The organism is Stenotrophomonas sp. YJH_SMC_69 (assembly GCF_059370495.1).
Window position 1 is genome coordinate 61,906 of sequence record NZ_JCAFTS010000012.1, and the last position, 25,501, is coordinate 87,406.

Below are 25,501 nucleotides of genomic sequence, written 5' to 3' on the forward strand. Positions count from 1 at the left end.
CGGTGGCGGCGTATCATGCCGCCACCATGTCACTGCCTGTTTCGCCATCGCGCCTGCATCTGGCCTTCCAGGGCCTGCGCCTGCGCCTGCGCGGCAGCGACCTGTGGTTCATCGCGCTTGCCCTGCTGGTCGGCCTGATCGCCGGCTACCTAACCCTGCTGCAGTCCGGCATCGCACGCTGGCTGCAGGGCACCCTGTACGGGCTGGACGACGGCATGCGCCTGAGCTCCCTGCCCGCGCTGACCTGGACCGCACTGCTGGTGCTGCCGCTGGGTGGCCTGCTGGTCGGCCTGGTCAGCCTGGCCGCGACCCGGCTCAAGCGGCCCCTGCTCGATGCGGTCGAAGCCAATGCCCTGCATGGCGGGCGCATGTCGATGCGCGACAACCTCATCGTGCTGACCCAGACCCTGCTGTCCAATGGCTGCGGCGCCTCGGTCGGGCTGGAGGCTTCGTATACGCAGATGGGAGCGGGCAGCGGCTCGCAGCTGGGCCGGGTGATGCGCCTGCGCCGCAACGACGTGCGCATCCTGGTCGGCGCCGGTGCCGCCGGTGCCGTCGCGGCCGCCTTCGGGGCGCCACTGGCCGGCGCGTTCTACGCCTTCGAGATCGTCATCGGCGCCTACACCCCGGCCGCACTGGCGCCGGTGGCGGTGGCCGCGCTGGCAGGTGCATTCGTGGCCGACCAGGCCGGCATCGAGCCCTACCTGCTGCCGGCTGCCTCGACGATTGATGTCCGCGCCGCCGACTACGCCATTTACGGCCTGCTTGGCTGCTGCTGCGCGATGGTCGGCATCGCGGTGATGCGGCTGATCGCCTCGATCGAAGGCACGGTCAAGCGCAGCCCGCTGCCTGCCTGGGGTCGGCCGGTGGTGGGCGGCCTGCTGCTGATCCCGCTGGCACTGGCCAGCCCGCAGGTGCTGTCGTCCGGCCATGGCGCACTGCACCTGGACCTGACCACGCACCTGCCGCTGATCTGGATCGGCGGCCTGCTGACCCTGAAGTGCCTGGCCTCGGGCATCTCGCTCGGGTTTGGTTTCCGCGGCGGCCTGTTCTTCGCCTCGTTGTTCATGGGCACCCTGGTCGGCGCCCTGTTCGCCGGCCTGCTGGCGATGGCCACTGGTGTGCCGGTGATCGATGCCACGTCCGCCGCGCTGGCTGGCATGGCAGCGTTGGCCGCCGCCGTGGTCGGCGCACCGATGACCATGGCCATGCTGGTGCTGGAAGGCACCCACGACTTCCTGCTGACCAGCGTGGTGATGAGTGCGGTGCTGGTCTCCAGCACGCTGGTACGGCAGTGGTTCGGTTATTCGTTCTCGACCTGGCGCATGCACCTGCGCGGCGAGACCATCAAGAGCGCACGCGACGTGGGCTGGGTGCAGAACCTCAACGCCGGCCGGCTGATGCGCAAGGGCGTGGCTACCGCGCCGGCCGATCTCGATGCCGCCACGTTCCGCCAGCGCTTCCCGCTGGGTTCGGGCAGCCGGGTGATCCTGATCGACAGCGAAGGCCATTACGCAGGCATCGTGCAGATTCCGCGCGTCTACGGCGACGGCGTGAAGCCGGAGACCATGATCGGCGAGCTGGCCGAGAACCGGGACGTGTCACTGTCACCGGCCGCGGACGTGGTCAGCGTGATGCAGCGCTTCGACCAGACCCAGGCCGATGAACTGGCCGTGGTCGCCGCCGACGGCCAGGTCCTGGGCGTGGTCTCTGAAGCCTTCGTCCGCAAGCGCTACGCCGAGGAACTGGACAAGCGCCAGCGCGAACTGATGGGCGAGCGCGTCGACGACACCGACTGACCCCGCCAAAAGGGGACGGAGGGGATTAAGTCGTTTCTGACGCTTTCGAAATCCGCGCATGGCGTGGATCTACTGTCACCTCGACCGGGTAGACTCCGGCCATGCGCTTCATTGAGACCTTCCAGGCCGGTCCCTTCGCCGACACCGTGGTCAGCCTGCTGGCCGCCTTCGTGCTGGGCACGCTGATCGGCGCCGAGCGCCAGTACCGGCAACGCACCGCCGGCCTGCGCACCAACGTGCTGGTGGCAGTGGGCGCCGCCGCCTTCGTCGACCTGGGCATGCGCATCGCCGGCAGCGCCGAGGCGGTACGGGTGATCTCCTACGTGGTCTCCGGTGTCGGCTTCCTCGGCGCCGGCGTGATCATGAAGGAAGGCATGAACGTGCGCGGCCTGAACACCGCCGCCACCCTGTGGTGCTCGGCGGCGGTCGGCAGCTGCACCGGCGCGGACATGCTGGCCGAGGGCGTGCTGCTGACCGTGCTGATCATCGCCGGCAACACGCTGCTGCGGCCGCTGGTGAATGCGATCAACCGCATCCCGATCAACGAGGCGGCGACCGAAGCCACCTACGAAGTGCGCCTGAGCGTGGATGCCGAAGCCGTACCGCGGGTGCGCGAGCGACTGGTCGATGCGCTGGAGGCCGCGCAGTATCCGGTGGGCGATGTGCAGGTGGTCGAGCATGCCGACGCGCCTACCGACGTGATCGCGGTGCTGGTCAGTACTGCGGTCAGTGCCGACGAGCTGGATCTGGTACTGGCACGGATGGAGCACGTGCCGGGGGTGCTGCATGCCACGTGGGAAGTCAGCACCCGCGACTGAATCATCCACGCAGGGCGTGGATCTGCCGAGGTCGTGCTGCAGTGGATTCACGCCATGCGTGGATACGCTTCTCTCACCCACCCGCCATGCGCTGCTGTGCCCGCAGCAGCTTCCGGAACGAGCCGCACTTCCGGGCATCCTCTGCCTGCGGGCAGGCCGCCGCACGTTGCAGGTGCCGGCGCACCCGTTGCAGCTGGATGATCTGCCGCTGCAGCACATCAGCCTGCGCCAGCAGGGCCTCACGATCCAGCGTAAGGCATCCGCGCTGCGGCGGCAGCGATGCGCCGATCTGCTGCAGCGACAGCCCGGCCGCCTGGCCCAGGCCGACCAGTGCCAGCCGCTCCAGCACCTGCTCGTCGTACTGCCGGCGCAGGCCGCGACGGCCCACTGCCTGCAGCAGCCCAAGCTGTTCGTAGTAACGCAGGGTCGAGGCCGGCACGCCACTGCGCTTGACCACTTCGCCGATATCCAGTTCACGCACGGGCTTGACCTCAAGTGACCTTCAAGCGCCAACCTATGGGCGACTTCCCTGCAAGGCAAGACCATGACCCGTACACCCCCCGTTGATCAGAGCGCCCTGTGGAACGGTCCTGGCGGCCAGGTCTGGGTTGCGCAGCAGGCCATTCTCGATGGCCTGTTCCAGCCCATGGCCGACCTGCTGGTGGCCGAACTTCCGGAGACCGTCACGCAACTGCTGGATGTAGGCTGCGGTACCGGTGCCAGCCTGCTGGCATCAGCCGCCGCACGCCCAGCGACACACAGCACCGGCCTGGACATCTCCGCGCCGATGCTGGCGCTGGCCCGCCAGCGCGCCGAGGCTGCGGGACTGGACGCGGACTTCATCGTGGCAGACGCGCAGCGCCATCCTCTGCCGTCCGCGCACTTCGACTGGATCCAGTCGCGGCTGGGCGTGATGTTCTTCGAGGACAGCCAGGCCGCGTTCGCCAACCTGCATCGTGCCGCGACACCCGGCGCTGGGCTGCGCTTCATCGCCTGGCGCAGTGCCGACGAGAATCCATTCATGACCACGGCCGAGCGCGCCATCGGCGATGCACTGGATCTGCCGCCCCGGGTACCCGGCGCGCCGGGACAGTTCGCCTTCGCCGATGGCGGGCGGGCACAGCGGCTTGTGCAGGCCGCCGGTTGGAAGGATGTGGAGGTGGTTGCGGTAGACCTGCCCTGCTCGATCGCCCGCGGAGACCTGCCCACCTATGTCGGCCAGCTGGGCCCGTTGGGGCTGGCCCTGCGCTCAATGCCGGAAGCCCGTGCCGCCGTGCTTCGCCACCAGGCGCTGGCTGCATTCGCGCCGTTCATCGAAGGTGACCGCGTACGCGTGGATGCCGCCTGCTGGCTGGTCCGCGCCCGCGCGTAGGAAAAGGGGACGGAGGGGATTAAGTCGTTCTTGCCCCGCGTGTGCAGGAAACGACTTAATCTCCTCCGTCCCCCTTTTTCTTTACAGCGCCTCGCCGGCGTCGGCCAGGCGCGATTCGATCAAGGCGTACCACTGCTGCAGCACGTCGATCAGCATGTCCAGCTCGGCGTCGGTGCGCTGTGCGCGGCCGCTGCGCAGGCAGGCCTGTGCTTCCTGCAGTTGGGCCAGGAACCCTGCCACGGTATCGGCCTGCAGGATCAGGCCGGGCAGGCGCCGGCCCGGGATGCGCACCACGGCATGGTTGCCGAGCTGGCCGTACACGCTGAGCGTAGCTTCCGTCTTCATGGAGAGTGGCAGGAATTGGGCATTCATCGCGTGCACCGTTTGAAGACCTGAGCCGCAGGCAGGCGTGGACGACGGGGGAGACGTTGCCACGCCTGCCGGCGGTCAGGGGGGACTCGGGATGCCGGGGCACCGCCCCGGCGCAGGAGGGTCAACGGGGCTGTGCCATCCCGGCGATCTGCACGCGCCGGTTCGGCGCCAGGCAGGCAATCAGCTCGCGCCGGTTGCGCTGCCCGCACTGCACGATCGGCTCGGCCGCGCCGCGTCCTTCGGCGCTGATGCTGGCCGCAGGCACGCCGCCCTGCACCAGCGCGCTGCGCACGGCCTCGGCGCGGCGCTGCGACAGCGCCTGGTTGTAGCTGGCGCTGCCGATACGGTCGGTATAGCCGGTCACCCTGATCGACTGCACCTGTGCGGCTTCGCGTACCTGCGCCAGGATGCCCTGCACCGCCTGCTGCCCTTCCGCGCTCAGCACCGCGCTGTCGAAGCCGAACAACGCGTCGGCCGACAGCCGCAGCGGCTGTTCCGGCAGCGGTGCCGGTGCCGGTGCCGGCGGGACCGGTGGCCGCGGCGGCTCCAGCACGGCCGCGCACGATTCCGGCTTCCAGTAACCCGCCTGGGCAATGCCCTTGCTGTCAAAGCGGACCTGGAACTGGCAGGTGAAATACTCCGCACCTTGCGCGGTGCGGAAGTTGAACAGGTAGTTCCACTCGCGCACGCCCCACATGCCTTCATTGAAATGCGGCGTGCCCAGCAGCGTGTACAACTGCCGCTTGCTCATGCCCGGCGCGAAGCGGCGCAGGTCGGCGGCGTCCGGATAGATGCCTTCCTTCAACGAGGCCCTGGAGGCCTCCGGGAACTGCACGGCGGTGGCTTCGACGGGACCGTCGGTGGCCGGCGCATGGCTGCGGCAGGCGGCCAGCAGGCCCATCCCCAGGATCAGGCCCAGCGTAGCGGCATGTTGGCCGGCGCGGGCGATGCGATGCTGTTTCATGTCATTCCCCCTGTAGACGTTTCCGCGATGCCGGGCCGCGGGCGCGGCCCGGCGGCGGGGATCACCACTGGATGCCGGCACCGACGGCCACGCCGGCCTCGCCACGGCTGTTGGTCGAACCGCTGAACTTGTAGATCCAGCGCCCGCCTTCGGATACACCGGAGATGCCCAGCGCCACGCCCGATTCGCCGTTGTAGCTGCCAGCCGCGATCGAGGCCATGCTGCGGCCCGCCTCGCTGGGCTGCGGCAGCGCTGCGGTGGCCATCGCCGAGGCGATACCGGCCGAAGCACGGTTGTCGGTCTTGCGCAGGTCGCGCTCGAAGCCACCCATGCGCTCGTCGGTGTAGGCCTTGGACCAGTCCAGGGTCTGCGCCATGCCCGACTTCAGCTGATCCACGTTGACCGCGTCGGTACCGGCGGTGCCAGCGGCAACGTTGCGCACCGTGGTCGGGCCGCTGCTGGTGCTGCCCAGGGTGACGCTGTTGTAGTTGGTCGCACCGTTCACCGTGGTGTCGTAGCGGATGGTGCCCTGCTGCGACGCCTGCAGCTGGCGCACGTTGACCGCGTCGGTGGCCTGCGAGCCGTCGGCCACGTTGACCACCTGGCGTTCGGCGCCGCTGGCACCCACCGAGACCGTGTTGGCCCGGTTCGCCACCGAACCTGCACCCAATGCCACCGAGTTGTCGGCCTGCGCCTGTGAACCATTGCCGAGCGCGGTCGAGTTGGCACCGGCGGCAGTGGAGCCTGCACCACCGGCGGCGGAGTTGGCGCCGCTGGCGGACGGATCGGCCAGGTTGTTGGTGTTGTTGGCGCGGAAGCTGCCCGCCACGTTGGTGATGTTCTGGATCTTCTGGTCGGTGTACTTCTTCGACTCGTCGATGGCGTAATTCACGCCGTTCTTCAGCTGGCCGACATTGGTTGCGTCGTAGGTGTCCGAGCCGTCGGCAACGTGGGTGATCTTGCGCTCGCTGCCGCTGCTGCCGACCGAGACCTCACCGGCCGAGTTGCTGGCACCGGTCTGGCCGTAGGCGCCGGTATAGCCGCTCTGTGCGCCAACGCTGGCCACCGAACCGGCACCCAGCGCCACGCTGTTGCCGGCACTGCTGCTGGCACCGTTGCCGACCGCCACGCTGTTGGCACCGGCTGCACTGGCCTGCGGGCCGACCGCCACCGCTTCCGCACCGGCCGCGGTGGCTGCGGCCGCCGTCGAGTTCACCGCCAGGTAGGCACTGCCACCGCCACCGTTGGTGATGCGCTGGTTGAGAACCTTCAGCGAGCCATCGACGGCAGTGAAGGCGGCGGTGACGTTGTTGTAATCGCCGCTGGTGAAGGTGCCATCGGTGGCGATGCTGGAAATGCTGAACGTCGGCGCGGTCCACGCGTTGGTGGTGCCGTTGTAGGCGGTGGTGCCGCCGAAGTAGTTGGCGATGGTGCTGTGGGTGCTGAACAGCTGGTCGCCGGTGATGGCGTCGCTGCTGCCGGCCAGGATGCTGCCGGCGGCGACGTTGGTGATCTTCACCGCACCGGTACCGGTGCCCGCCAGCGTCACGCTGTTGAGCACGTTGCCACTGCCGTCGACATCGTATTTCACGGCCAGCTTGTCGATCTCGCCGGTCTGGTCGGCAACGTTGGCCAGCGAGTTGCTGACCGCATCGAAGGCGGTGCCGACGTCGTTGTAGCTGCCCTTGGTCACGGTGCCGTTGGCGGCGACGTTGTTGATCGAGTACGTCGGTGCGGTCAGCACGCCGCTGGCGCTGACCGCAGCACCACCGCCGAGGTGGGTGGCCACAGCCTGGTTGGCGGCGAACAGCTGGGCCCCGTTGATGGCCTCGCTGCTGGTGGCGCTGACCTGGCCCGGGCCGAGATTGCGCAGCGTGGTGGCGGTGCCGGCCTGGCCCAGCGTGGCGCTGGCATAGTTGACGCTGCCATCGGCGTTGAGGTCATAGCGCAGTGCCCCCTGCTCCGAGGCCTGCAGCTGTCCCACGTTGACCGCATCGGTGGCCGCGGTACCGGCCGCCACGTTGATGACCTGACGCTCTGCGCCAGCGGCACCGATGGAAACCGTGTTGGCACGATCGGCAAGGCTTCCCGCACCCACTGCGATGCTGTTGGCTGCCGTCGCCCGCGCATTGGTGCCGACCGCGATCGAATCGGCGCCGCTGGCCACGGCCTCGGTACCGGTCGAGTTCACCCGCAGGTACTTGGTACCGCCGTTGCGGATATCGGTGATCTGCGTGTTGAGGTTGACCAGCGAACCATCCACCGCCGCGAAGGCATCGGTGGCGTTGGTGTACAGGCCCTGGGCGATGGCGCCGGTGGTGGAGATCGTGCTGATCTCGAACAGCGGTGCGGTGAAGATGCCGCTGGCCGGGTCAAAGGCTGCACGACCACCGAAGAAGCTGGCGATCGCGCTGTTCGTTGCCGCCAGCTGGCCACCGTTGACGGCCTCGAGGCTGCCCGCGGTGACCGCACCGGCGGCGAGATTGCCGATGGTGGTGGTGCCGGTGCCTGCGCCGAGGGTGACCCGTCGATAGTTCGGATTGCCGCCGGCGTCCAGATCGTAGGTCACCGCGGCATCGGCCACGCCATTGATCAGGCTGATGGCCCCCTTCAACTGCGCTACATTGACCGCATCGGTGTTGCCGCTGCCCGCAGCCACGTTGGTGATCTGGCGCTCGCCCCCACCGGCGGTGCCCACCGATACTTCACCGGCCGAGACCTGCGGCGCCGTGAGGCCGTAGGCACTGTAGCTGGCCTGCGCGCCACGCAGTGCGGCCGAGCGGTAGCCCAGCGCGACCGAGTTGGCCTGGTTGGAGGTGGACTCGGCACCCAGCAGGGTCTGCCCGTTGGCGGTGCCGACGGCACTGTCGCCGACGATCACCGAATGGCCCATGCGCGCGGCGTAGTCGGCCGTCGGCACGCCGGTCGGGTTGCTGGGATCGTTCACGCCATCACCGGGGAAGGCGACATTGGCATCGACCTTCGGCAGTTCATGGCGTGCGTTGGCGCCAATCACCACTTCCTTCGAGCCGTTGGCGAAGGCGCCATCGCCCATCAGCACCTGGTAGTCCTGCGCGGCGTTGACGGCCCAGCAGGAGATGTCGGCCAGCGCGATGTCCAGGCACTTGGCCGCCCAGGCCGGGGAATCCTTCGGCAGCAGCAGGCCCAGCAGGCCACCCGGATTGCCGTTGTTGATGTTGTAGATGTAGCTGTCGGAAGTGACGCCACCGATCAGGGTCAGGTGCGAGCTGCCGCCCGTGGCCGCGCCGCCCAGACCGTTGAGCGTGCTGCCGACCGGCGACAGGTTCACCACCGGCAGGCCCAGCACATTGACCGTCGAATAGGTCTGCATCACGTTGGCATTGCTGAGCTTGAGATTGCCATTGCTCAGGTAGCCATTGCCGCCGAACAGGCTGGTGGTGGTCGGCCCGATCAGCTGGCCGACATTGCCGACCAGGCCACCGGTGCCGATGATCAGGCCGGCATTCGGGTCGGCCGGCGCCGGTGCCTTCGGGCTGGTCGGCGGGATCGCCGACGGCTGGGTCAGGCCGAGACTGCCGAGCGTGCCACCCAGCAGGCCACCCACGGCGCTGCCCAGGTTGCCGACAGTGCCATTGAGATTGCCGTTGAGCAGGTTGCCCACCGCGCTGCCGACGTTGCCCAGCGTGCTTCCCAGCACGCCGCCCAGGCCTGTGCCGGGGCTACCGGTGGTGCCGTTGAGAATGCCGCCCACTGCACCACCGACCGTGCCGACGGTATTGCTAAGCGTGCCGCCCACCGCGCTGCCAACCTGGCCGACGGTGCCGTTCAGAGCGCCACCCACCGCACTGCCGACGGTACCGTTCAATGCGCCACCGACTGCGCCCACCGTGTTGTTGAGCGTGCCGCCCACTGCACCGCCGACCTGGCCGACAGTGCCGTTCAGTGCGCCACCCACCGCACTGCCGACGGTACCGACAGTGCCGTTCAGAGCGCCACCGACTGCGCCTACCGTGTTGTTGAGCGTGCCGCCCACTGCACCGCCGACCGTACCGACAGTCCCGTTCAGAGCGCCACCCACGGCGCCGCCGACCTGGCCAACGGTGCCGTTCAGAGCTCCGCCCACCGCACCGCCGACGGTACCGACGGTGCCGTTCAGTGCACCGCCGACTGCGCCGCCAACTGTGCCGACCGTGCCGTTCAGAGCACCGCCAACTGCACCACCGACTGCGCCGACCGTGTTGTTGAGCGTACCGCCCACTGCGCTGCCGACCTGGCCAACGGTGCCGTTCAGAGCTCCGCCCACAGCACCACCGACCGCACCGACCGTGTTGTTGAGCGCGCCGCTCACGGCGCTGCCAACTGTGCCTGCCGTGCCGTTCAGTGCACCGCCCACTGCGCCACCGACCGTGCCTACCGTGCCGTTCAGTGCACCGCCAACCGCACCACCGACTGCGCCCACCGCGTTGTTGAGCGTGCCACCCACTGCACCGCCGACCGCGCCGACTGTGCCGTTGAGTGCACCGCCCACTGCGCCACCGACTGTTCCGACAGTACCGTTCAGAGCGCCGCCCACTGCACCGCCAACCGTGCCAACGGTGCCGTTCAGCGCAGCACCCACCGTGCTACCGACCGCACCCGCGGCACCGTGAAGCGTCCCGCCGACAGCATCCACTGCTCCGCCCACCAGACCGCCGACGCCCAGCGCGCTGTGCTGCGCGGCTACGGTTGCCTGCCCGGCCAGCTTCAGGTTGCGATCGGCGACTACTTCCTGGCCGTCCGGCGCCTGCACGCGCACCTTGCCCGCGGCGCCGGCATCGAACGCGGCACTGATGGCGCGATCATGCGTGTCACCCGGCAGTTCCTCCTTGGCCGGCAGCGTGACCGCCGCCGTCGCCCGGGCCTGGCCCTGCCCCTCGATGTGATGGCCAGCCACCGCCAGATGCGCGTCGGTGTCGCCGTCGACAGAGGCCTTCAGGGACGAACCGCTGAGGCCCGCTGCCGCCTGGGCACCCGAATCGATCGAAGCGACCTGATGGCCAGCGATGCCGACCTTGGCCCTGGCGCGCGCATCGGCAGCCACGCCCAGCGGCGCCTGCGCGCCCGGCGCAACGTGCGCTGCCAGCGATGCATCCACCTGTGCCGCCTTGATCGCAGTGTTGCCCAGGCCGACAGTGGCGCGTACATCGGCCGCCAGCGCCGGCACGGCCACCTGCTTCGGCGTGGTGTTCGCTGCCAGCTTCACCTGCACGGCGGCCGGCAATACGTCACGCACCACCGGCAGCGATGCGGTGTTCAACTGCAGGCCCAGGCGAGCGTCCGCACTGATCGCAGGGCTGCTCTGCGCCTGTCGCGCGGCGGCAGCCAAGGCCACTTCCGCGTCGACCTTGACCGGCATCGGCTGCGCATACTTCGCCGCAAGCGCTTGCAGGTCGCGCAGCGACTGATTGGTTTCCGATGCCCCTGCGTGGCCGCTGGCCAGCGCGCACAGCAGTGCCAGGGCCAGCGCGGTGGGCATCAGCAGGAAGGCGCGCGGATCGCGTGCGGCGCCGCCGCCGCTGTCGCCGGTGGCCAGTTCCGAGGCCACAACCAGAGCATTGAGCTGGCGGTTCCATACACGCCGGTAGATGCGGTTCATGAGCATTTCCCCCGTAGGCGAACAACTGGAATGTCAGTGGACTTGCCGTTAGGCAGGTGACTGACATTTCAGCGGTTGCAACGGTGGCGGCGCACTTCAATCCGGCACGGCAATCGCGCATTCCGGCAAATCCACGGCCGGAATCGGCAGCCGTTTATGCAGAAGCGGCAACATGATCGGCAAGCGGATGTGCAATTCCGGCACGAATGCCGCGAAAACCCTTGCGGGGCTTGGCTCAGGCCGGCTGGCCGATCTGCGCGGGCGCGCGCATCAGGGTATCGCGCGGCAGTTCGCCGAATACCTTGCGGTAATTGTCGGCGAAGCGCGAAAGATCCCACAGGCCGCAGCTGAGGGCGATGGCTTTCACCGAGCGACGGCTGGAATCGGCCATCGACAGGCTGCGGCAGGCCGCGCACAGGCGCAGCATGGAGAGATACCGGTTGGGCGAGGTTCCAAACAGGTCCTCGAACGCATAACGCAGGCCGCGCTCGCTGACCCCAGCCGCATCGCAGATTTCATTCATGTAGATATTGCGGCGCAGGTTGAGCCGCATGAAGTTCTCTGCCCGCTGTGCGATCAGATAATGCGTACGCCGTGCACGGCTGCAACCCGGGCGATCCGCCGCACCGGCACCCAGAAGGGCCTGCACATGCTCGTGCAGCAGGGTTTCAGTTTCTTCCGGCTGCAGGCCTGCACCCTGCCCCAGCTGCAGGTGCAGCTGCTGGTAGTGGCGTGCCAACGGCGTGCCTTCGCTGGCCAGATTGAACAGTGACAGTGCCTGGCCAGCGGGAGGCGTGCTGCGCAGGCTCAGTTCGGTCAGCTTGCGCTGCACCCGTGCCACCGGCAGCAGCATCAGGGTCATGTGCGTGCCTGGGCTCAGGGTGAACTCACTGATGCCTTCCGGCATGATCGTCAACGCCATCCCCGGCGTGAGCGGTACGCCATGGCACCAGCTCAGCGTCTCATCGGTGGCGTGCAGGTACCCGAGCATCGCCCAGTCCGGCGGCAGCATGAAACGGCCGCGGCAGTGGAAACCGCAGCTGATGCTGCAGAACAGGGCTTCCTCGTGCACGCGCGAAGCGAATGCCGCACGTGGCCCATTGCCATCGAGCAGCAGCAGTTCGACATCACAGACACGAAGCACGCCGCTCAGCGTGGCCAGGTCTATCGACCGCAGGCCGCTGTCGCCGCTGTCTCCTACCCCACCATCGACCATGACAGTGTTGTCCCCCGTTGATCCGCCATGCGATGCGGCCCCCACTGCCTGACAGGGCGCGCAGCGATCCAGAAACCACTTCCGTTGTCGTGCAGGCCGCATCGGCTCCGATGCGGCCAACCATGGAAATGCAACAGCTTGAATGCGAGTATGCCCGATAATCGGCGAAGGTAAACCCGCGGGCTGCAATGAAGAAAAAAGATACACAGATGAAGAAAATGTCGGCGCCATTGGCACGGTCTTCGCATGCGCCGGAAAATGGAAATCACATAATCTGCACGACCATGAATCGTTTTGCCTTCGAACGGATTCTCGTCACAGAAACGGCCTGAAAGTTTCAGCATCGCGGGGTTTCTGCCGAATTTGCATATAGGTTCCTGTTGCAGCCAACTTCCATTCAGGCAAAGTCGATAGCACGGTGATCTGGCCAACTGATCCGGCCGCACCCAGGGGGACAGCATGACCACGCACGCATCATTGGATGCCTCGACCACCGGCCCCGGGCCGAGCGGTCGCGACCGTGCGGCTGGCGGCCTGCCTGGAGACGATCACCCTGCTTGAGCACAGCGGGCCCATCCCGCCGTGCCTCCTCCGCCAGGACGCGCGGAGGCCCACGGACGATCCCGGCGGAGCCGGGCCACCGCCCAACGCAGGTGTACTGCATCCGCAGACAGGTAGAGGGAGACATTGGTCATGAACGCATCGATCCGCAAATTCCTGAAGGAAGAAGACGGTGTCACCGCGCTCGAGTACGGGCTGCTGGCTGCCGTCATCGCTGGTGTCCTGATCGCGGTCGGCAACGACCAGATCAAGGGGTTCTTCGAAACGCTGTTCAAGAACCTCTCCGCACTGGCCACCAAGGCGTCGGGCTCGACGACCTGAGCGGCGACCGCGCGCGGCAGGCAGAGCCGCGACGGTGGGGCGCATGGAACCAGGCGAAGACCGTCCAGTGACGGACGACGGAGTGTGCGATGACACTGCTGGGATTGTTGGCCATCGGCGTATGCCTGCGGATCACGATCAGTGATCTGTATGCCCGTCGGGTGCCCAACGCCTGGCTGATCGCCGCTTGCGTGATCGCCACCGTGGTGATCGTCTTCGGCCAGTTCAGTGCGCCGCGCCAGCCGTGGCTGCCCCACGTTGCCGGCGCGGCGCTCGGCCTGTTGGCGCTGCTGCCGTTCTATGCCCTGCGCTGGATGGGCGCCGGCGACGTGAAGTTCTTTGCCGTGCTGGGGCTGATGCTGGGCTGGCAGGCGCTGCTGCCGGTCTGGCTGGTCGCCAGCATCGCCGCCGGGTTGCACGCCGTGCTGGTGCTGGCGGGCCGGCGCCTGGGCGTGTTGCTGCCCGGCCACCTGCAGATGCAGGTGAATCGCACCAGCACGCAATGGCACGCGCATCCGGCCCTGCGCGACATGCAGGCCGCACGCCAGGGACGACGTGGCATTCCCTATGCCGCCTACCTCGCACTCGCCGCCATCGGCTGGGTGCTGGCAAGCATCTACGGAGGTGCACCATGAACATCCGCAGCCCGCGCCGGCAACGCGGCGTTGCCAGCATCGAGTTCGCCCTGATGCTGATGCTCGGCCTGTTGCCGCTGCTGCTGTTCACCTTCTCCGGGGTGATGATCATGGCAGCACAGCAGACCCTGGCCACCGCCTCGGCCGAAGGTGCGCGCGCCTCGCTGCGCTACGGCACCGCCGGCGAACGGCGCACCGCCGCCTGCGTCGCCGCACGCACCTCGATGCAATGGCTGCTGCAGTTCTCCAAGCAGAACGTGGACTGCAGCGCGGGGGGCAGCAATGCCATCGTGGTGTCCGCGCAGGCGCCCTGCGCCGGCCTGGCCACGGCCCAGTGCATGACCGTGACAGTCAGCTACGACTACGCCAGCCATCCCTTCCTGCCCGGCACCGCCACGCTCTACAAGTGGGTGATGCAGGCTCCCATCCGCAGCGTCGCGGTCGCCCAGCTCGATCTCGGCAGCGGCAACTGATGACCGGTATTTTGGAGACGGTTCCATGCTCAAGTTGACCCGCATCGCTGCCGTCGCCCTGATCGGCCTGGCCGTGCTGCTGGCGCTGATCGCCTTCATGATCGGGCGCAAACCGGCCGCACCGGTCACGGCCGCGCCGATCGCGCACAACGAAGTGCAGGCCATCACGGTGGTGGAAGCCGTGGCGCGCCTGCCCGCGGGCGAGCCGATCAGCGTCAACGACCTGCGCCTGGCCCAGCGCACCTCCCCCGTCGCCGGTGCCGCCACCAGCATCGCCGCCGTGGTCGGCAAGGTGCCGGTGCAGGACATCGCCGAAGGCAGCCCGGTCAGCAGCAGCGCATTGGCACAGGGCTTCTCTCTGCAGCTGCGGCCGGGCGAGCGCGCACTGGCCGTGCCCGTGGACGAACTGGTTGGTGCCGGCAACCGCATCCTTCCCGGTGACTTCGTCGACGTCTTCCTCAACCTGCGCAATGCCCAGCCCAGCATCAACAGCCCCGCCGAAGCCGCGCAGACGCGCCTGCTGCTGTCGCGCCTGCGCGTGCTGAGCTATGGGCAGCAGGACATCGCGCCGGTCGCCTCGGAAGCCACCTCCAATAGCGAGGCCGACACCCGCAACGACCCGCGCGCGGCCGACATCACCGGCAGTGGCGGCAGCCACAGCAGCAATGAAGCCCCGCAACCCGCGCGCAGCGCGGTGCTGGCGGTACCGGTGGCCGACGCCAATCGACTGCTGCTGGGTGCGCAGCAGGGCAAGCTGTTCCTGGCGCTGCGCAATCCCGCTGATACGGGCCTGCCCGACCTCGCACTGTTCCCTCAGTCGCGCGGCGTGATCGATCCGCTGCGTGGGCTCGACGCAGAGCAGCAGCTGGCACTGCAGCGCCCGGAGAACCACGCCTTCGCCGGTATCGACGGCGACGCGCTGGCCGGCCGCGGCAGTGCCCCGCCACGCAGCAACGCGGATGCACCCGCACGTGCGCCGGCGCCCCGTCGCAGCGCCCCGCGCGCTTCGGGTATCGAGATCATCCGTGGCGACAGTTCCGCCCCCCGTGGCTCCCTTTGACCTGCATCGAGCGCATCCATGACCAAACGTCGCCGCCGTCCACGCCTTTCTCCCCGCCAGCGGTGGCTGGCCCTGCTGCTGGTGCTGCTGGCACCGGCAACGAGCGTGGCCGCCGATGACCTGGTGCTGCAGGCCCGTGAGCAGCGTCCCTGGAACCTGCCGGCCGACCTGGAACGGGTGGCCATTGCCGACCCCGGCGTTGCCGACATCGTGATGCTGCGCGGCCAGCGCCAGGCGCTGCTGGTGGGCAGGATGCCCGGCACCACCACCCTGCTGCTGTGGCACCGCAAGCAGGCCGAGCCGCAACGGGTGACAGTACGGGTGCAGAGCGCCGTACAGGGTGCGGCCAGCACCGGCGGCAACGATCTGGTGTTCACCCAGCAGGACCAGCAGGGCCTTTTGCAGGGAAGCACTGACAGCGTGCTCTCGCACATGCAGGAACAACGCACGGCGGCGATGGCACTGGGCAAGGAAGGTGCGCTTGCCGATACGTCCACCATCAGCAGCGGCGGTGTGGTCCAGGTCGAGGTCAAGGTGGTCGAGTTCAACAAGACCGCGATGAAGCAGATCGGCATCAACTTCCAGAACCGCAACGGCGGCTTCGCCTACGGCTTCGCGCGGCCCGGCACCGGGTTGCCGGGCAACACCGGCCTGCTGCCCGGCATGAAGGAAGGCAACAGCAGCAACGAGGCCGTCTCGCCGATTTCCTCGGCATTCCGCCTTGTTTTCGGCTCGACCAAGGGGCTGTGGAACGCCGATGTCGAACTGCTGCAGGCCAATGGCATGGCCCGCGTACTGGCCGAGCCGACGCTGGTGGCGCTGTCCGGGCAGAGCGCCAGTTTCCTGGCCGGTGGCGAACTGCCGATCCTGGAACCGCAGGGGCTTGGCACTACCACCATCACCTACAAGCCGTTCGGCATCGGCCTGACCGTGACCCCGACCGTGCTGGCAGCGAACCGCATCGCGCTGAAGGTAGCGCCCGAAGCGAGCGACCTGGACTACAGCAATGCCATTGTGCTCAACAACGTGCAGATTCCCTCGATCACCACCCGCCGCGCCGACACCACCGTCGAGCTGGGTGATGGCGAGAGTTTCGTCATCGGGGGCCTGGTCAGCTCCAACATCGTCTCCAACGTCAGCAAGATTCCGCTGCTGGGCGACCTGCCGATCATCGGCTCGTTCTTCCGCAACTTCGATTACAAGCGCCAGGACAAGGAGCTGGTGATCATCGTCACCCCGCGCCTGGTGCAGCCACTCGCGCGCAACACCGAACTGCCGCTGCCCGGCGAGCGCGAAGCCAGGCCGCATCTCCCCGAGTGGGGTTCCTGGTTGCTGGGTCCGGTCAGCCAGGACCCGGTGCCCGGATTCTCGCGCTGACTCCATGATGCCTGCGATACCACGCCCATGCCCTACGCCACCGCCCAGCCGCTGCATCCGCAAGGACCGCCAATGAACCTGGTCCTGTACGGCATCGACCGCGAACTGCTGCCCCGGCTGGCCGCCAAGCTGCCGCCGAGCACCGCCCTGCATTGGCAGGACAGCAACGCCCCCACCTCCGCCCAGGACCTGCAACGCGGCCCGCAGAGCCTGGTGCTGCTCGACTTCCGGCCCGAGCATGCGGCCGCCTCGAGCGTGCTGGCGCAGCAGCTGCAGCAGACCCAACCGGACCTGCCGCTGGTGGCCGTGGGCGCCACCAGCGCCGGCCAGGTCGAAGGCGTGGTGATCGCGCTGCGCGCCGGCCTGCGCGATGTACTGGACCTGGACAGTGACGACGCAGGCATCGAGGCGGCCTTGCGGCGCGCCCTGTCTCCGCGCCCGGCAGCGGTTGCCCAGCACGCACACAAGGCACGCCTGATCGTGCTGCTGGGTGTGCGCGCCGGCGTCGGCACCAGCACCCTGGCAGCACATCTTTCGGTGCTGGCGCAGCAGACGCGCGCCCTGGCCCAGGGCGAAGCCGTGCAGCAGGACGGCCTGCTGATGGAGCTGGCGCAGCCCTCCGGCGACCTCGCGCTGTACCTCAATCTCGACAGCCGCTTCCACTACGAAGACGCGCTGCGCAATGCCAGTCGCATCGATGCCACCCTCGCCCGCACGGCCATGGCGCGCCATGACTCCGGGCTGGTGCTGCTGGATCGTGCCAGTGGCAGCGATGCCGTTCCGCCCTCGGATCCTGGCGCGCTGCTGCAGCGCCTGCGCGGCGTGTTCGCCAGCGTGCTGTGCGATGCCGGCGGCTGCCCGTTGCGGCAGCTTCCGCCCCTGTTGCTGGACCAGGCCGACGAGATCTGGCTGGTCACCGATGCCTCGATCGCCACGCTGGTTTCTCTGGACCAGGCCCTGAAGCACCTGGCGGGCCAGCGTGAGCGCGAGAAGCGCCTGCAACTGGTGATCAACCGCCACGATGACAGCAGCGGCATGAGCCCGGAACAGATCGCACGCCGCTTCGAAGTACCGCTGCTGGCGACGCTGCCCGAACGACCGCGCGTGCGCCTGGCCGCCAGCCAGGGACACCTGCTGCTGCAGGATGCCCCGCGCGACCCCTATCTGCGTGCCCTCGCCCCGCTCGTGTCGCGCCTGGATCCGGCCGCCTGCCCGGTCCAGCCGCATGGCCTGCGGGAAAGACTCTCCCTTGCCCTGGGTGGATCGCAATGGAAGACAAGGTAACCCCGTTCCCGCACGCCGTTGCCCGCCCGGTACTGCCCGAATCTGCCCCGGGCCACCTGCCGTTCGCGCAGACCGAGCAGTACCAGAAGGTGCTGTCGGCCGCGCATGAGCATCTGCTCAACAGCATCGAGGACGAGCGCATCGACATCGATTCCTGGGCCCCGGACACCATCGCCCGCTGGGTGCAGGTGCAGACCGTGGGCTTCATCCAGGAATGGCGCATCCCGATCAACGAAGAAGAGATGCAGGTCGTCGCCGAGGGACTGGTCAAGGAGCTGACCGGTTTCGGCCCGCTGGACGACCTGCTCCACGACCCCTCCATCGAAGACATCCTGATCAACGGCTTCAAGGACGTGCACGTTTCGCAGGGCGGACAGCTCAAGCGCGCCACCCAGCGCTTCACCGATGATACCCACCTGCTGCGCATCCTGCGCCGCATCCTCGCCCCGCTCGGCCGCCGGCTGGATGATTCCAATCCGATGGTCGACGCGCGCCTGCCCAACGGTGGCCGCCTCAACGCGATCATCTCGCCGCTGGCGGTGGACGGACCGATGGTGTCCATCCGCAAGTTCCGCAAGGACCCGTTCACCCCCGACGAACTGCTCGCCAAGGGCACCTTCGACGCACCGATGCAGGCACTGCTGAAGGCGATGGTGCTGGGGCGCTGCAACATCCTGGTCTCCGGCGGCACCAGCTCGGGCAAGACCTCGCTGCTCAATGCCCTGGCCAGCTACGTGCCGGCCGATGAGCGCGTCATCACCGTGGAGGACACCGCCGAGCTTTCGCTGAACCATCCGCACGTGGTGCGCCTGGAGAGCCGCATCGGCGGCGCCGAGGGCCAGGGCGCGGTCAGCATCCGCGACCTGGTGCGCAACAGCCTGCGCATGCGCCCGGACCGCATCGTGGTCGGCGAAGTGCGCGGCGCTGAAGTGCTGGAAATGCTGCAGGCGATGAACACCGGCCACGACGGATCGATGGCCACCATCCACGCCAACACGCCGCGCGACTGCCTGTACCGCATCGAGATGCTGGCCGGGTTTGCCGGCTTCCAGGGCAGCGAAGACAGCCTGCGCCGGCAGATCGCCAGCGCCATTGATTTCATCGTGCAGATCTCGCGACTGGGCAGCGGGCGCCGGGTGCTGGTCTCGATCACCGAGATCACCGGGGTCAGCGACAACCTGATCACCACCCAGGAGATGTTCCGCCACGAGGTGCAGATCGATGGCACCGGCCGCGAGACCGACCGCTGGATCGGCCTGGGCTTCCATCCGCATTCGCACAAGCTGGAGCCGTTCCGCCAGCAGCTGCGCGAATCACTCTACGGGGACTTCTGAACATGGGCACCGGCCTGCTGCTGGGCGTGTTGAGCATCATCTCGGTGCTGCTGGCGCTGGCCGTCTGGCTGTGGGGTACCGCCAGCAGCCGTGAACAGCGCCAGGCCTCGCTGCAGCACACCGAGCAGCAGCTGGCACGCGGCAGCACGGCCGGTGCGGTGCCGGCCGGGCCTGCCGTTGCGGCGGCGAACGATTCGGCCCGCCCCGCCAGCAGTGGGAGCCGCGCATTACCCTGGGATGGCGTCCTGCAGCGCGCCGGCCTGCAGCCGGGCTGGAAGCTGCCACTGATGCTGCTGGTACCGGGACTGGTGCTTGCGGTCGTGGCGGCGGTGCGGCTGGGCACGGCCTGGATGTTTCCGCTGACCCTTCTGCTGTACCTGCTGGGCTGCTGGCTGTGGGTGATGCGCCGGATCACGAGACTGCGCGCGCAGCTGCTGCACCAGATGCCGGACTTCCTCGACAACCTGGTCCGCCTCACTGCGCTGGGCAACAGCCTGCAGGCCGCGTTCCAGGTGTCTTCGATGCAGACCAGCGCGCCACTGCGCGGCCTGCTGGACACCACGGTGCGCTATGCGCGCAGCGGCATGGAGCTGGATCGTGCATTGAGCCTGGCCGCACAGCCGTACCGGATGGACGTGCTGAAGGTGCTGGCGGTGGTGATCGGGGTGAGCGTGCGCATCGGCGGGCGCGCCGACCAGATCCTGCAGCGCATGGGTGATTTCATGCGCGACCTGGAGCAAGCCCAGCAGGAGCTGGCCGCCACCACCTCGGAAACCCGCATGTCGGCCTGGGTATTGGGGCTGCTGCCACCGGCCAGTGCGGTGCTGATGGCGATCTCCAGCCCGGCGTTCTTCCAGCCGGTGCTGCATGACCCGCTCGGCCACAGGATCCTGCTGATCGCACTGGGCCTGGAACTGCTCGGGGCGTTGCTGCTGTACCGCCTGGCCAAATCGCTATGACCGCCCGCAGCTACCCGGGAGGTGCCCGATGAGCGCCAGCGCCTGGTTCGCCCTTTCGCTGCTGGTGCTGGCAGCGGGCGTCGCCCTGCTCGGCATTGCCGGCTGGGTGCGCAGCCATCGCGAGCACCGCACCTCGGCCGCGCTGAAGACCGCCCTGCAGCCGCGCGAGGAAGCCCGCGACACCGAGGCCACGCGCCGCGACTCGCTGGGCTGGCTCGAGCGCTTCGGGCGCTCGCTCAGTGGTGGCCGCCTGGAGGCCGCGCTGCTGGCCAACGAGGACAGGCTGCTGCTGGACCTGGCCGGCTGGAACACGCGCCGCGGCACCGCCATCTATCTCGGCCTGCGCCTGTTGCTTGCGCTGCTGGTGCTGGCGCTGGCGCTGGCGTTCAGCAGCGCGCACGGTCTGGCCAGGGTGATGGTGGTGATCGGTGCGCTGGCGGCCGGGCTGCTGCTGCCCAAGTTCGTGCTGTCGTCGTGGGTCAAGCGCCGCCGCCGCGCGGTCGAGAACGAACTGCCCTTGCTGATCGACCTGCTGCGCCTGCTGCAGGGCGTGGGCTTCAGCATGGACCAGAGCCTGCAGACGCTGGGCGACAAGCTGCGCGATGCGTTGCCGGTACTGGGCGGCGAACTGCAGGAAGCCAACGTGGCCTACACCCACGGCCGCACCCGCGCGCAGTCACTGCGGCGCTTGAGCGAGGTCTACGCCGATGACGACCTGGCCAGCCTGATGCAGCTGATCCTGCAGGTGCATGCGCACGGCGGCGCCGTGCAGGAACCGCTGCGCCAGTTCAGCATCCGCCTGCGCGAGCAGCGCCGCAACACGTTGAAGGAAAAGGTCGGCAAGCTCTCGGTGAAGATGACCGTGGTGATGATGCTGACCCTGTTGCCGGCACTGATGCTGGTGCTTGCCGGTCCAGCGCTGGTCGCGCTGGCCACCACCATGTCCAAGATGGGATCGCCCTGATGCCCGCCCTGCGCACCCCCTGCCTGCTGCTTGCCGTCGCCCTCGCCACCCTGGCCAGTGGCTGCGCATCGACCACGCCGAAGTACGTGCGGGCGCCCAGCCTTGCGCCGCCGGAGCCCGATCCGCAGGACAGCCGCAACACCTATCTGGAGCTGATCGAGCGCATGCAGCAGCAGGGCGCCTGGTATGCCTCGCTCGCCCACGTGGAGGCCTTCCGCCAACGCTATGGTGATCGCCCCGCCCTGCGCCTGCTGCAGGCCGACGCCCTGCGCGAGACTGGCCAGAGCGACGCAGCGGTCGCGCTGTATCGCGAGCTGTCCAGCGGGCCGCAGGCCGCCGCGGCCGCCCACGGCCTGGGCCTGATCGCTGCACGCCGCGATGACGACGCCGGCAGCGAACAGGCGCTGGCGCGCGCCACGCAACTGCAGCCCTTGAACACCGACTACCTGGGCGACCTGGGTTATGCGCGGCTGCGCGCCGGCCAGTTCGACCAGGCGCGCGAGCCGCTGGCCAAGGCCCTGGAACTGTCGCCAGGCAACGCCAAGGCCACGGCCAACCTCGCACTGTGGGCGCTCCTGCGCGGCGACCAGGCCACCGCGGAGCGCCTGGCGGCACAGGCCAACCTCAACGACGAAACGCGCCGCAGCATCCAGCAGCAGGCCCAGCAGATCCGCACGCGCCTGCAGCAGCGGCAGGCGGCGGCCGCCGTCAACGCCCCTGCGCCTGCGTCCGCGGCCAGCAGCGAACACGGCGCCCGTGCGTCGGGCAGCACCCGGCTGGCAGCCGAACCACGCCGCGAAGCACGTGACGAGCGCGATCCGCAGCGCCTGCCACCGTCGATGCTGGAACGCTTCAGCACCACCGAACACCCGACCGGAAGCACACCATGACTGCGATGCGCCTGACCCGACGCCTGTTGCCCGTGCTGTCCTGCCTGCTTGCTGCCGGTGCCGTGCAGGCCCAGCAACAGCCATTGACCGGACAGATGCTAGGTGGCCCCTTGCCGTCGGCACCGGCCGCAGCACCGATGCAGGCCGAGCCGCTTCCCACCGTGGAGCTGGCCGCACCCGCCGCATCCGCGGCGGTGGCAGCGGTGCCACCGGCACTCCCCGCAACCGACGGTGCCCCGCCGGCAACACCGCGTGCGCGCCTGCAGAGCGGCGAAGCCACCCGCAACCTGTTCCGCCTGCAGGCGTCGGGACAGCAGGCCGGCCAGCGCCTGCCGATCCTGGGTGACCAGGCCACCCTGAGTTATGCGCGTTACCTGAAGAGCTTTGAACACGAGATCCCGGACTTCTTTGAGACCGATGTTGCCCGGTCCAAGGATGCCTCCTCCTCCGGACGCTGAGGTAGGCCATGAAACGCCCACGCCAGTTCAGTTTCGGCCGCGCACGCGGCGGCATGTCGGTCACCATGATGCTGGTCATGCTGGCCTTGCTGGCGATGCTGGGCCTGATCGAGATCGGCTATCTGTTCTGGGCCAAGCGCGATGCGCAGAAGGTTGCCGATCTGGCCGCACTGGCCGGCGCGCAGCGACTGGAGTTGTGCAGCGCGGACAACAGCGACAACAGCGCCGCCCGGCAAAGCGCACTGGCCCAGAACAGGTTCGCAGGCACCTTGCAGGTCCGCTGCGGCAACTGGAGTGCCAGCCGCGGTACCAGCAACCGTTTCGTCACCAGCGTTGATGCCAGCAACCCGCGCAATGCGGTGCAGGTGATCGCCGAGCGCAGCGTGCTGCCCTTCTTCGGCCAGAACACCAGCCTGCCGACCGTCAGCGTGCAGGCGGTCGCCCGCCGCTCGGAGCCCACGGCGGTGTTCGCGGTGGGCTCGCAGCTGCTGCGCACCAATGGCGATTCCGTACTGCTGTCGACCCTGCGCCTGGTCGGCCTGGATGTCAGCAGTGCCACGGTGCTGTCCTATGACGGTCTGGCGCAGGCCAACGTCACCCCATCCGGCCTGCTGAAGGCACTCAACATCCCGGTGAGCGCCAACCTCAGCGTGGCCGATTTCAACCGCCTGCTGTCGGTCAACAAGATCTCGCTGGCGCAACTGGTCGATGCCACCGCCACCGTGGTCGGCCGTGACTCGACGGTGGGCGTGCAGCTGCGCGCCCTGTCCGACCTGGTCGCCACCCAGCTGGACATCAACAAGCTCAACATCGTGCTCGGCAGCCAGGCCGGCGGCGGCGGGCTGTTCGCGGAAGTTGTCTCACCCGACGGCACCGTCGGCAGCGCACTGGAATCGAAGATCAACGTGCTCAACCTGATCAGCACCGCCATCTCCATCGCCAACGATGGCAACGGCGTGACGATCAAGGGGCTGGACCTGCTGGGCATCAACATCCAGGGCGGCGTGGTCGAGCCGCCGTCGATCGCCATCGGCGGCGTCGGCACCCGCGCCTACAATGCGCAGGTGCGGCTGATGGTGGACGTGGACAGCAACAACCTGTTCGCGCTTGGGCCGCTGCTGAACCTGCTCGGCACGCGCCTGCACCTGCCGCTGCACGTCGACGTGGCCAACGGCATGGGTACCCTGACCGGCATCCAGTGCGGCGGCAGTCCCCCCAAGGCCACCATCCAGGTCGATTCATCGGTGCTGCGTGCCTGCGTCGGCAACGTCGACCCCGCACAGCGATTCTCCAAGGCCAATGTGTGCGACGCCACGCTGCAGAACGAACAGCTGTTGAAGCTGCTGGGCCAGCCGCTGATCAACGACAGGATCACCCTGCCCGCCCTCACCGGCTCACAGAACCTGACCCTGGCTGCGGGTGAGGCCGGCTCGACCCGGATCAATCCGCTCGCGATCGGTGACGCAGTGTCGAGCCTGGTCAACGAGCTGCTGCGGGTGCTGTCGGGCATGCTCAGCTCGCCCAAGCAGGGCATGAGTGCCAACGACACGGCCAAGGCGCTGGCCGATCGTTACCTGCAGGCGGCCTTTCCCACTGGCGGACGCTACAACGTCGACCAGGTCATCCCGCTGCTGCGCGATGGCGATCCGGCACGCAACCTCGCCCCGCTGGGCAACTGGACGGTGAAGAATGGCGTCCCCAAGCCCTGCCTGCTGGGCCTGACCACCTGCTGGGAAGACGGTTCGGTGTGGACCGGTTACAGGACGACCGTCACCGGCCAGGGCCTGGGCCTGCTCGATGGCCTGCTCGGCTCGCTGGTCGGCGGCCTGCTGATCAACCGCTGCGACAGCCTGCTCGGCAACCTGATCGACTACAACGGCTGCGTGCGCAACAACCTGGCGTCGTACATCCAGACCGCGCCGGCGGGTTTCCTCGATGGCGCCAGTGGCAGCGGCGTCGCCAACCCGGACGGAAGCGTCAGCTGCAGCGGCCTGCTGTGCACCGTGCTGAAGCCGATCCTGGCCGCACTGCGACCGGTGCTCAACAGTGTCGGCACTCTGCTGACCAACCTGCTGGCCAGCGTGCTGGGCCTGGAACTGGGCCGGACCGACGTCAACGTGCAGTCGATCCAGTGCAGCGCGGCACAGCTGGTCTATTGAAATCGCGCCGTGACCGCCGCCCTTGGCGGCGCCCGCGCCCATGCTAGACTCCCGGCGGGGAACCACCTTCATCTCAACCCACACTCATCCGTGGATGGTCTAGACATGCGAGAAACTTCAGGGGGCGCGGTCTTCGCCCGGCACGCGCGCAACGCAGCAGTGCTGGCCGTGGCCATGATGCTGGTGGCACCGGCGGCGATGGCCGCGCGTGGCGACCGCGATGCTGCAGCCGAACCGGCGCGCAGCGCGCCGGTGGTGCGCAATACCGTGGACGAGCTCAAGCAGTTGATGGATTCGCGCCAGCTGACCGAGCTGCGCACCACCTACAACGGCAACTACGGCGCCAGCCTGCTGTTCAACGCCAATACCCTGACCTACTACGTCGCCCTGTTCCAGGAGAAGAACTTCTGGCGGGTGATCAAGACCGATGCGGTGGACAACGCCGAACGTGTCTACCGCACCTTCGCGCAGCAGTCCGAGCAGCTGGCCCAGGTCTACATCGACACCACGCGCCTGGAAGCCGGCAAGCGCTACACCGAGCGCCTGGTGGCCTACAACGAAGAACGCCTGCGCACCCTGCAGCAGGAAATGGAACAGCAGCAGGCACAGTCGGCGCAGGTCAGCGCCGCCCTGCAGCAGGCCCAGCAGCAGGCAGTCAGCCTCAGCACCGATGTGCAGAGCACCAACAGCCAGCTGGACGCCCTGCAGCGCCGCATCCAGATCCTGCAGGCCGAACAGGGCAACCCGGAGTTGAGCCTGCCCAAGCCGGACAGCGTGCCCTCGCCGGCACCGGCCGCCACCAGCGACGGCCGCTGAGAGCTGCACTCACGGCATTGCACACGACGGCGCCCCAGGGCGCCGTTGTTGT

At 68.3% G+C, this 25,501-nt stretch carries 21 protein-coding genes; 16 read left to right on the plus strand and 5 right to left on the minus strand.

Features of this window, described 5'->3' with window-relative positions; genetic code table 11:
• Positions 1-26 precede the first annotated feature (26 nt).
• Positions 27-1,799 carry a chloride channel protein gene (locus AC5P8F_RS18030; RefSeq protein WP_495228688.1) on the plus strand — a complete coding sequence of 591 codons (1,773 nt, stop codon included), beginning with the start codon at positions 27-29 and terminating at the stop codon, positions 1,797-1,799.
• Between the two features lie 101 nt (positions 1,800-1,900).
• Positions 1,901-2,617: an MgtC/SapB family protein gene (locus tag AC5P8F_RS18035; protein WP_014647448.1), complete on the plus strand. Its 717-nt coding sequence runs from the start codon at positions 1,901-1,903 to the stop codon at positions 2,615-2,617.
• A 73-nt stretch (positions 2,618-2,690) separates the two neighbouring features.
• Here AC5P8F_RS18035 and AC5P8F_RS18040 read toward each other — a convergent pair whose 3' ends face one another.
• Entirely contained in the window at positions 2,691-3,098 is a 408-nt protein-coding gene (locus AC5P8F_RS18040) for a MerR family transcriptional regulator (RefSeq protein WP_046431094.1), read from the minus strand.
• Positions 3,099-3,161: 63 nt separating this feature from the next.
• Between AC5P8F_RS18040 and AC5P8F_RS18045 the strand changes: the two genes are divergently transcribed.
• A complete protein-coding gene (locus AC5P8F_RS18045) occupies positions 3,162-3,989 on the plus strand; it encodes a class I SAM-dependent methyltransferase (RefSeq protein WP_495228690.1) in 828 nt (275 codons plus the stop codon).
• Between the two features lie 81 nt (positions 3,990-4,070).
• Here AC5P8F_RS18045 and AC5P8F_RS18050 read toward each other — a convergent pair whose 3' ends face one another.
• The 4 genes from AC5P8F_RS18050 to AC5P8F_RS18065 all read right to left on the minus strand — a co-directional run bounded on the left by AC5P8F_RS18050 (position 4,071) and on the right by AC5P8F_RS18065 (position 12,158).
• Positions 4,071-4,334 carry a DUF6959 family protein gene (locus AC5P8F_RS18050; protein WP_223224455.1) on the minus strand — a complete coding sequence of 88 codons (264 nt, stop codon included), beginning with the start codon at positions 4,332-4,334 and terminating at the stop codon, positions 4,071-4,073.
• Positions 4,335-4,482: 148 nt separating this feature from the next.
• Positions 4,483-5,325 carry an OmpA family protein gene (locus AC5P8F_RS18055; RefSeq protein WP_329768148.1) on the minus strand — a complete coding sequence of 281 codons (843 nt, stop codon included), beginning with the start codon at positions 5,323-5,325 and terminating at the stop codon, positions 4,483-4,485.
• 61 nt (positions 5,326-5,386) lie between these two features.
• On the minus strand, positions 5,387-10,942 hold the full coding sequence (locus tag AC5P8F_RS18060) for an ESPR-type extended signal peptide-containing protein (protein ID WP_495228692.1): 5,556 nt from the start codon (positions 10,940-10,942) through the stop codon (positions 5,387-5,389).
• 235 nt (positions 10,943-11,177) lie between these two features.
• Positions 11,178-12,158: an AraC family transcriptional regulator gene (locus AC5P8F_RS18065; protein ID WP_032962548.1), complete on the minus strand. Its 981-nt coding sequence runs from the start codon at positions 12,156-12,158 to the stop codon at positions 11,178-11,180.
• A gap of 693 nt (positions 12,159-12,851) precedes the next feature.
• Between AC5P8F_RS18065 and AC5P8F_RS18070 the strand changes: the two genes are divergently transcribed.
• From AC5P8F_RS18070 to AC5P8F_RS18130, 13 genes are all read left to right on the plus strand, one after another.
• The gene (locus AC5P8F_RS18070) at positions 12,852-13,040 is read left to right on the plus strand and encodes a Flp family type IVb pilin (RefSeq protein WP_005416979.1); all 189 of its coding nucleotides are present in this window, start codon (positions 12,852-12,854) and stop codon (positions 13,038-13,040) included.
• Between the two features lie 89 nt (positions 13,041-13,129).
• A complete protein-coding gene (locus tag AC5P8F_RS18075) occupies positions 13,130-13,675 on the plus strand; it encodes an A24 family peptidase (protein ID WP_495228694.1) in 546 nt (181 codons plus the stop codon).
• Positions 13,672-14,148: a TadE/TadG family type IV pilus assembly protein gene (locus tag AC5P8F_RS18080; RefSeq protein WP_032962550.1), complete on the plus strand. Its 477-nt coding sequence runs from the start codon at positions 13,672-13,674 to the stop codon at positions 14,146-14,148. The genes AC5P8F_RS18075 and AC5P8F_RS18080 overlap by 4 nt, the downstream gene beginning before the upstream one ends.
• 25 nt (positions 14,149-14,173) lie before the next feature.
• Positions 14,174-15,208: a Flp pilus assembly protein CpaB gene (cpaB, locus tag AC5P8F_RS18085; protein WP_495228696.1), complete on the plus strand. Its 1,035-nt coding sequence runs from the start codon at positions 14,174-14,176 to the stop codon at positions 15,206-15,208.
• An 18-nt stretch (positions 15,209-15,226) separates the two neighbouring features.
• Positions 15,227-16,585 (plus strand): type II and III secretion system protein family protein, encoded by a 1,359-nt coding sequence (locus AC5P8F_RS18090; RefSeq protein WP_069116453.1) that lies wholly within the window; start codon positions 15,227-15,229, stop codon positions 16,583-16,585.
• A 27-nt stretch (positions 16,586-16,612) separates the two neighbouring features.
• Positions 16,613-17,869: a CpaE/TadZ family protein gene (locus AC5P8F_RS18095; RefSeq protein ID WP_041863560.1), complete on the plus strand. Its 1,257-nt coding sequence runs from the start codon at positions 16,613-16,615 to the stop codon at positions 17,867-17,869.
• Positions 17,854-19,203: a TadA family conjugal transfer-associated ATPase gene (locus tag AC5P8F_RS18100; RefSeq protein WP_014647459.1), complete on the plus strand. Its 1,350-nt coding sequence runs from the start codon at positions 17,854-17,856 to the stop codon at positions 19,201-19,203. The genes AC5P8F_RS18095 and AC5P8F_RS18100 overlap by 16 nt, the downstream gene beginning before the upstream one ends.
• A 2-nt stretch (positions 19,204-19,205) precedes the next feature.
• A complete protein-coding gene (locus tag AC5P8F_RS18105) occupies positions 19,206-20,162 on the plus strand; it encodes a type II secretion system F family protein (RefSeq protein WP_046431116.1) in 957 nt (318 codons plus the stop codon).
• Positions 20,163-20,190: 28 nt separating this feature from the next.
• Positions 20,191-21,126: a type II secretion system F family protein gene (locus AC5P8F_RS18110; RefSeq protein ID WP_014647461.1), complete on the plus strand. Its 936-nt coding sequence runs from the start codon at positions 20,191-20,193 to the stop codon at positions 21,124-21,126.
• Positions 21,126-22,016: a tetratricopeptide repeat protein gene (locus AC5P8F_RS18115; RefSeq protein ID WP_032962555.1), complete on the plus strand. Its 891-nt coding sequence runs from the start codon at positions 21,126-21,128 to the stop codon at positions 22,014-22,016. Before AC5P8F_RS18110 ends, AC5P8F_RS18115 begins: the two co-directional genes overlap by 1 nt.
• Positions 22,013-22,474, plus strand: a complete 462-nt coding sequence (locus AC5P8F_RS18120) for a DUF3613 domain-containing protein (RefSeq protein WP_049440896.1) — start codon at positions 22,013-22,015, stop codon at positions 22,472-22,474. The genes AC5P8F_RS18115 and AC5P8F_RS18120 overlap by 4 nt, the downstream gene beginning before the upstream one ends.
• Positions 22,475-22,482: 8 nt before the next feature.
• Complete coding sequence (locus AC5P8F_RS18125; protein ID WP_049440899.1) at positions 22,483-24,633, plus strand: TadG family pilus assembly protein; 2,151 nt, start codon at positions 22,483-22,485, stop codon at positions 24,631-24,633.
• Positions 24,634-24,738: 105 nt separating this feature from the next.
• Positions 24,739-25,449, plus strand: coding sequence for a DUF2968 domain-containing protein (locus AC5P8F_RS18130; protein WP_495228698.1), 711 nt, complete (start codon positions 24,739-24,741; stop codon positions 25,447-25,449).
• Positions 25,450-25,501 lie beyond the last annotated feature (52 nt).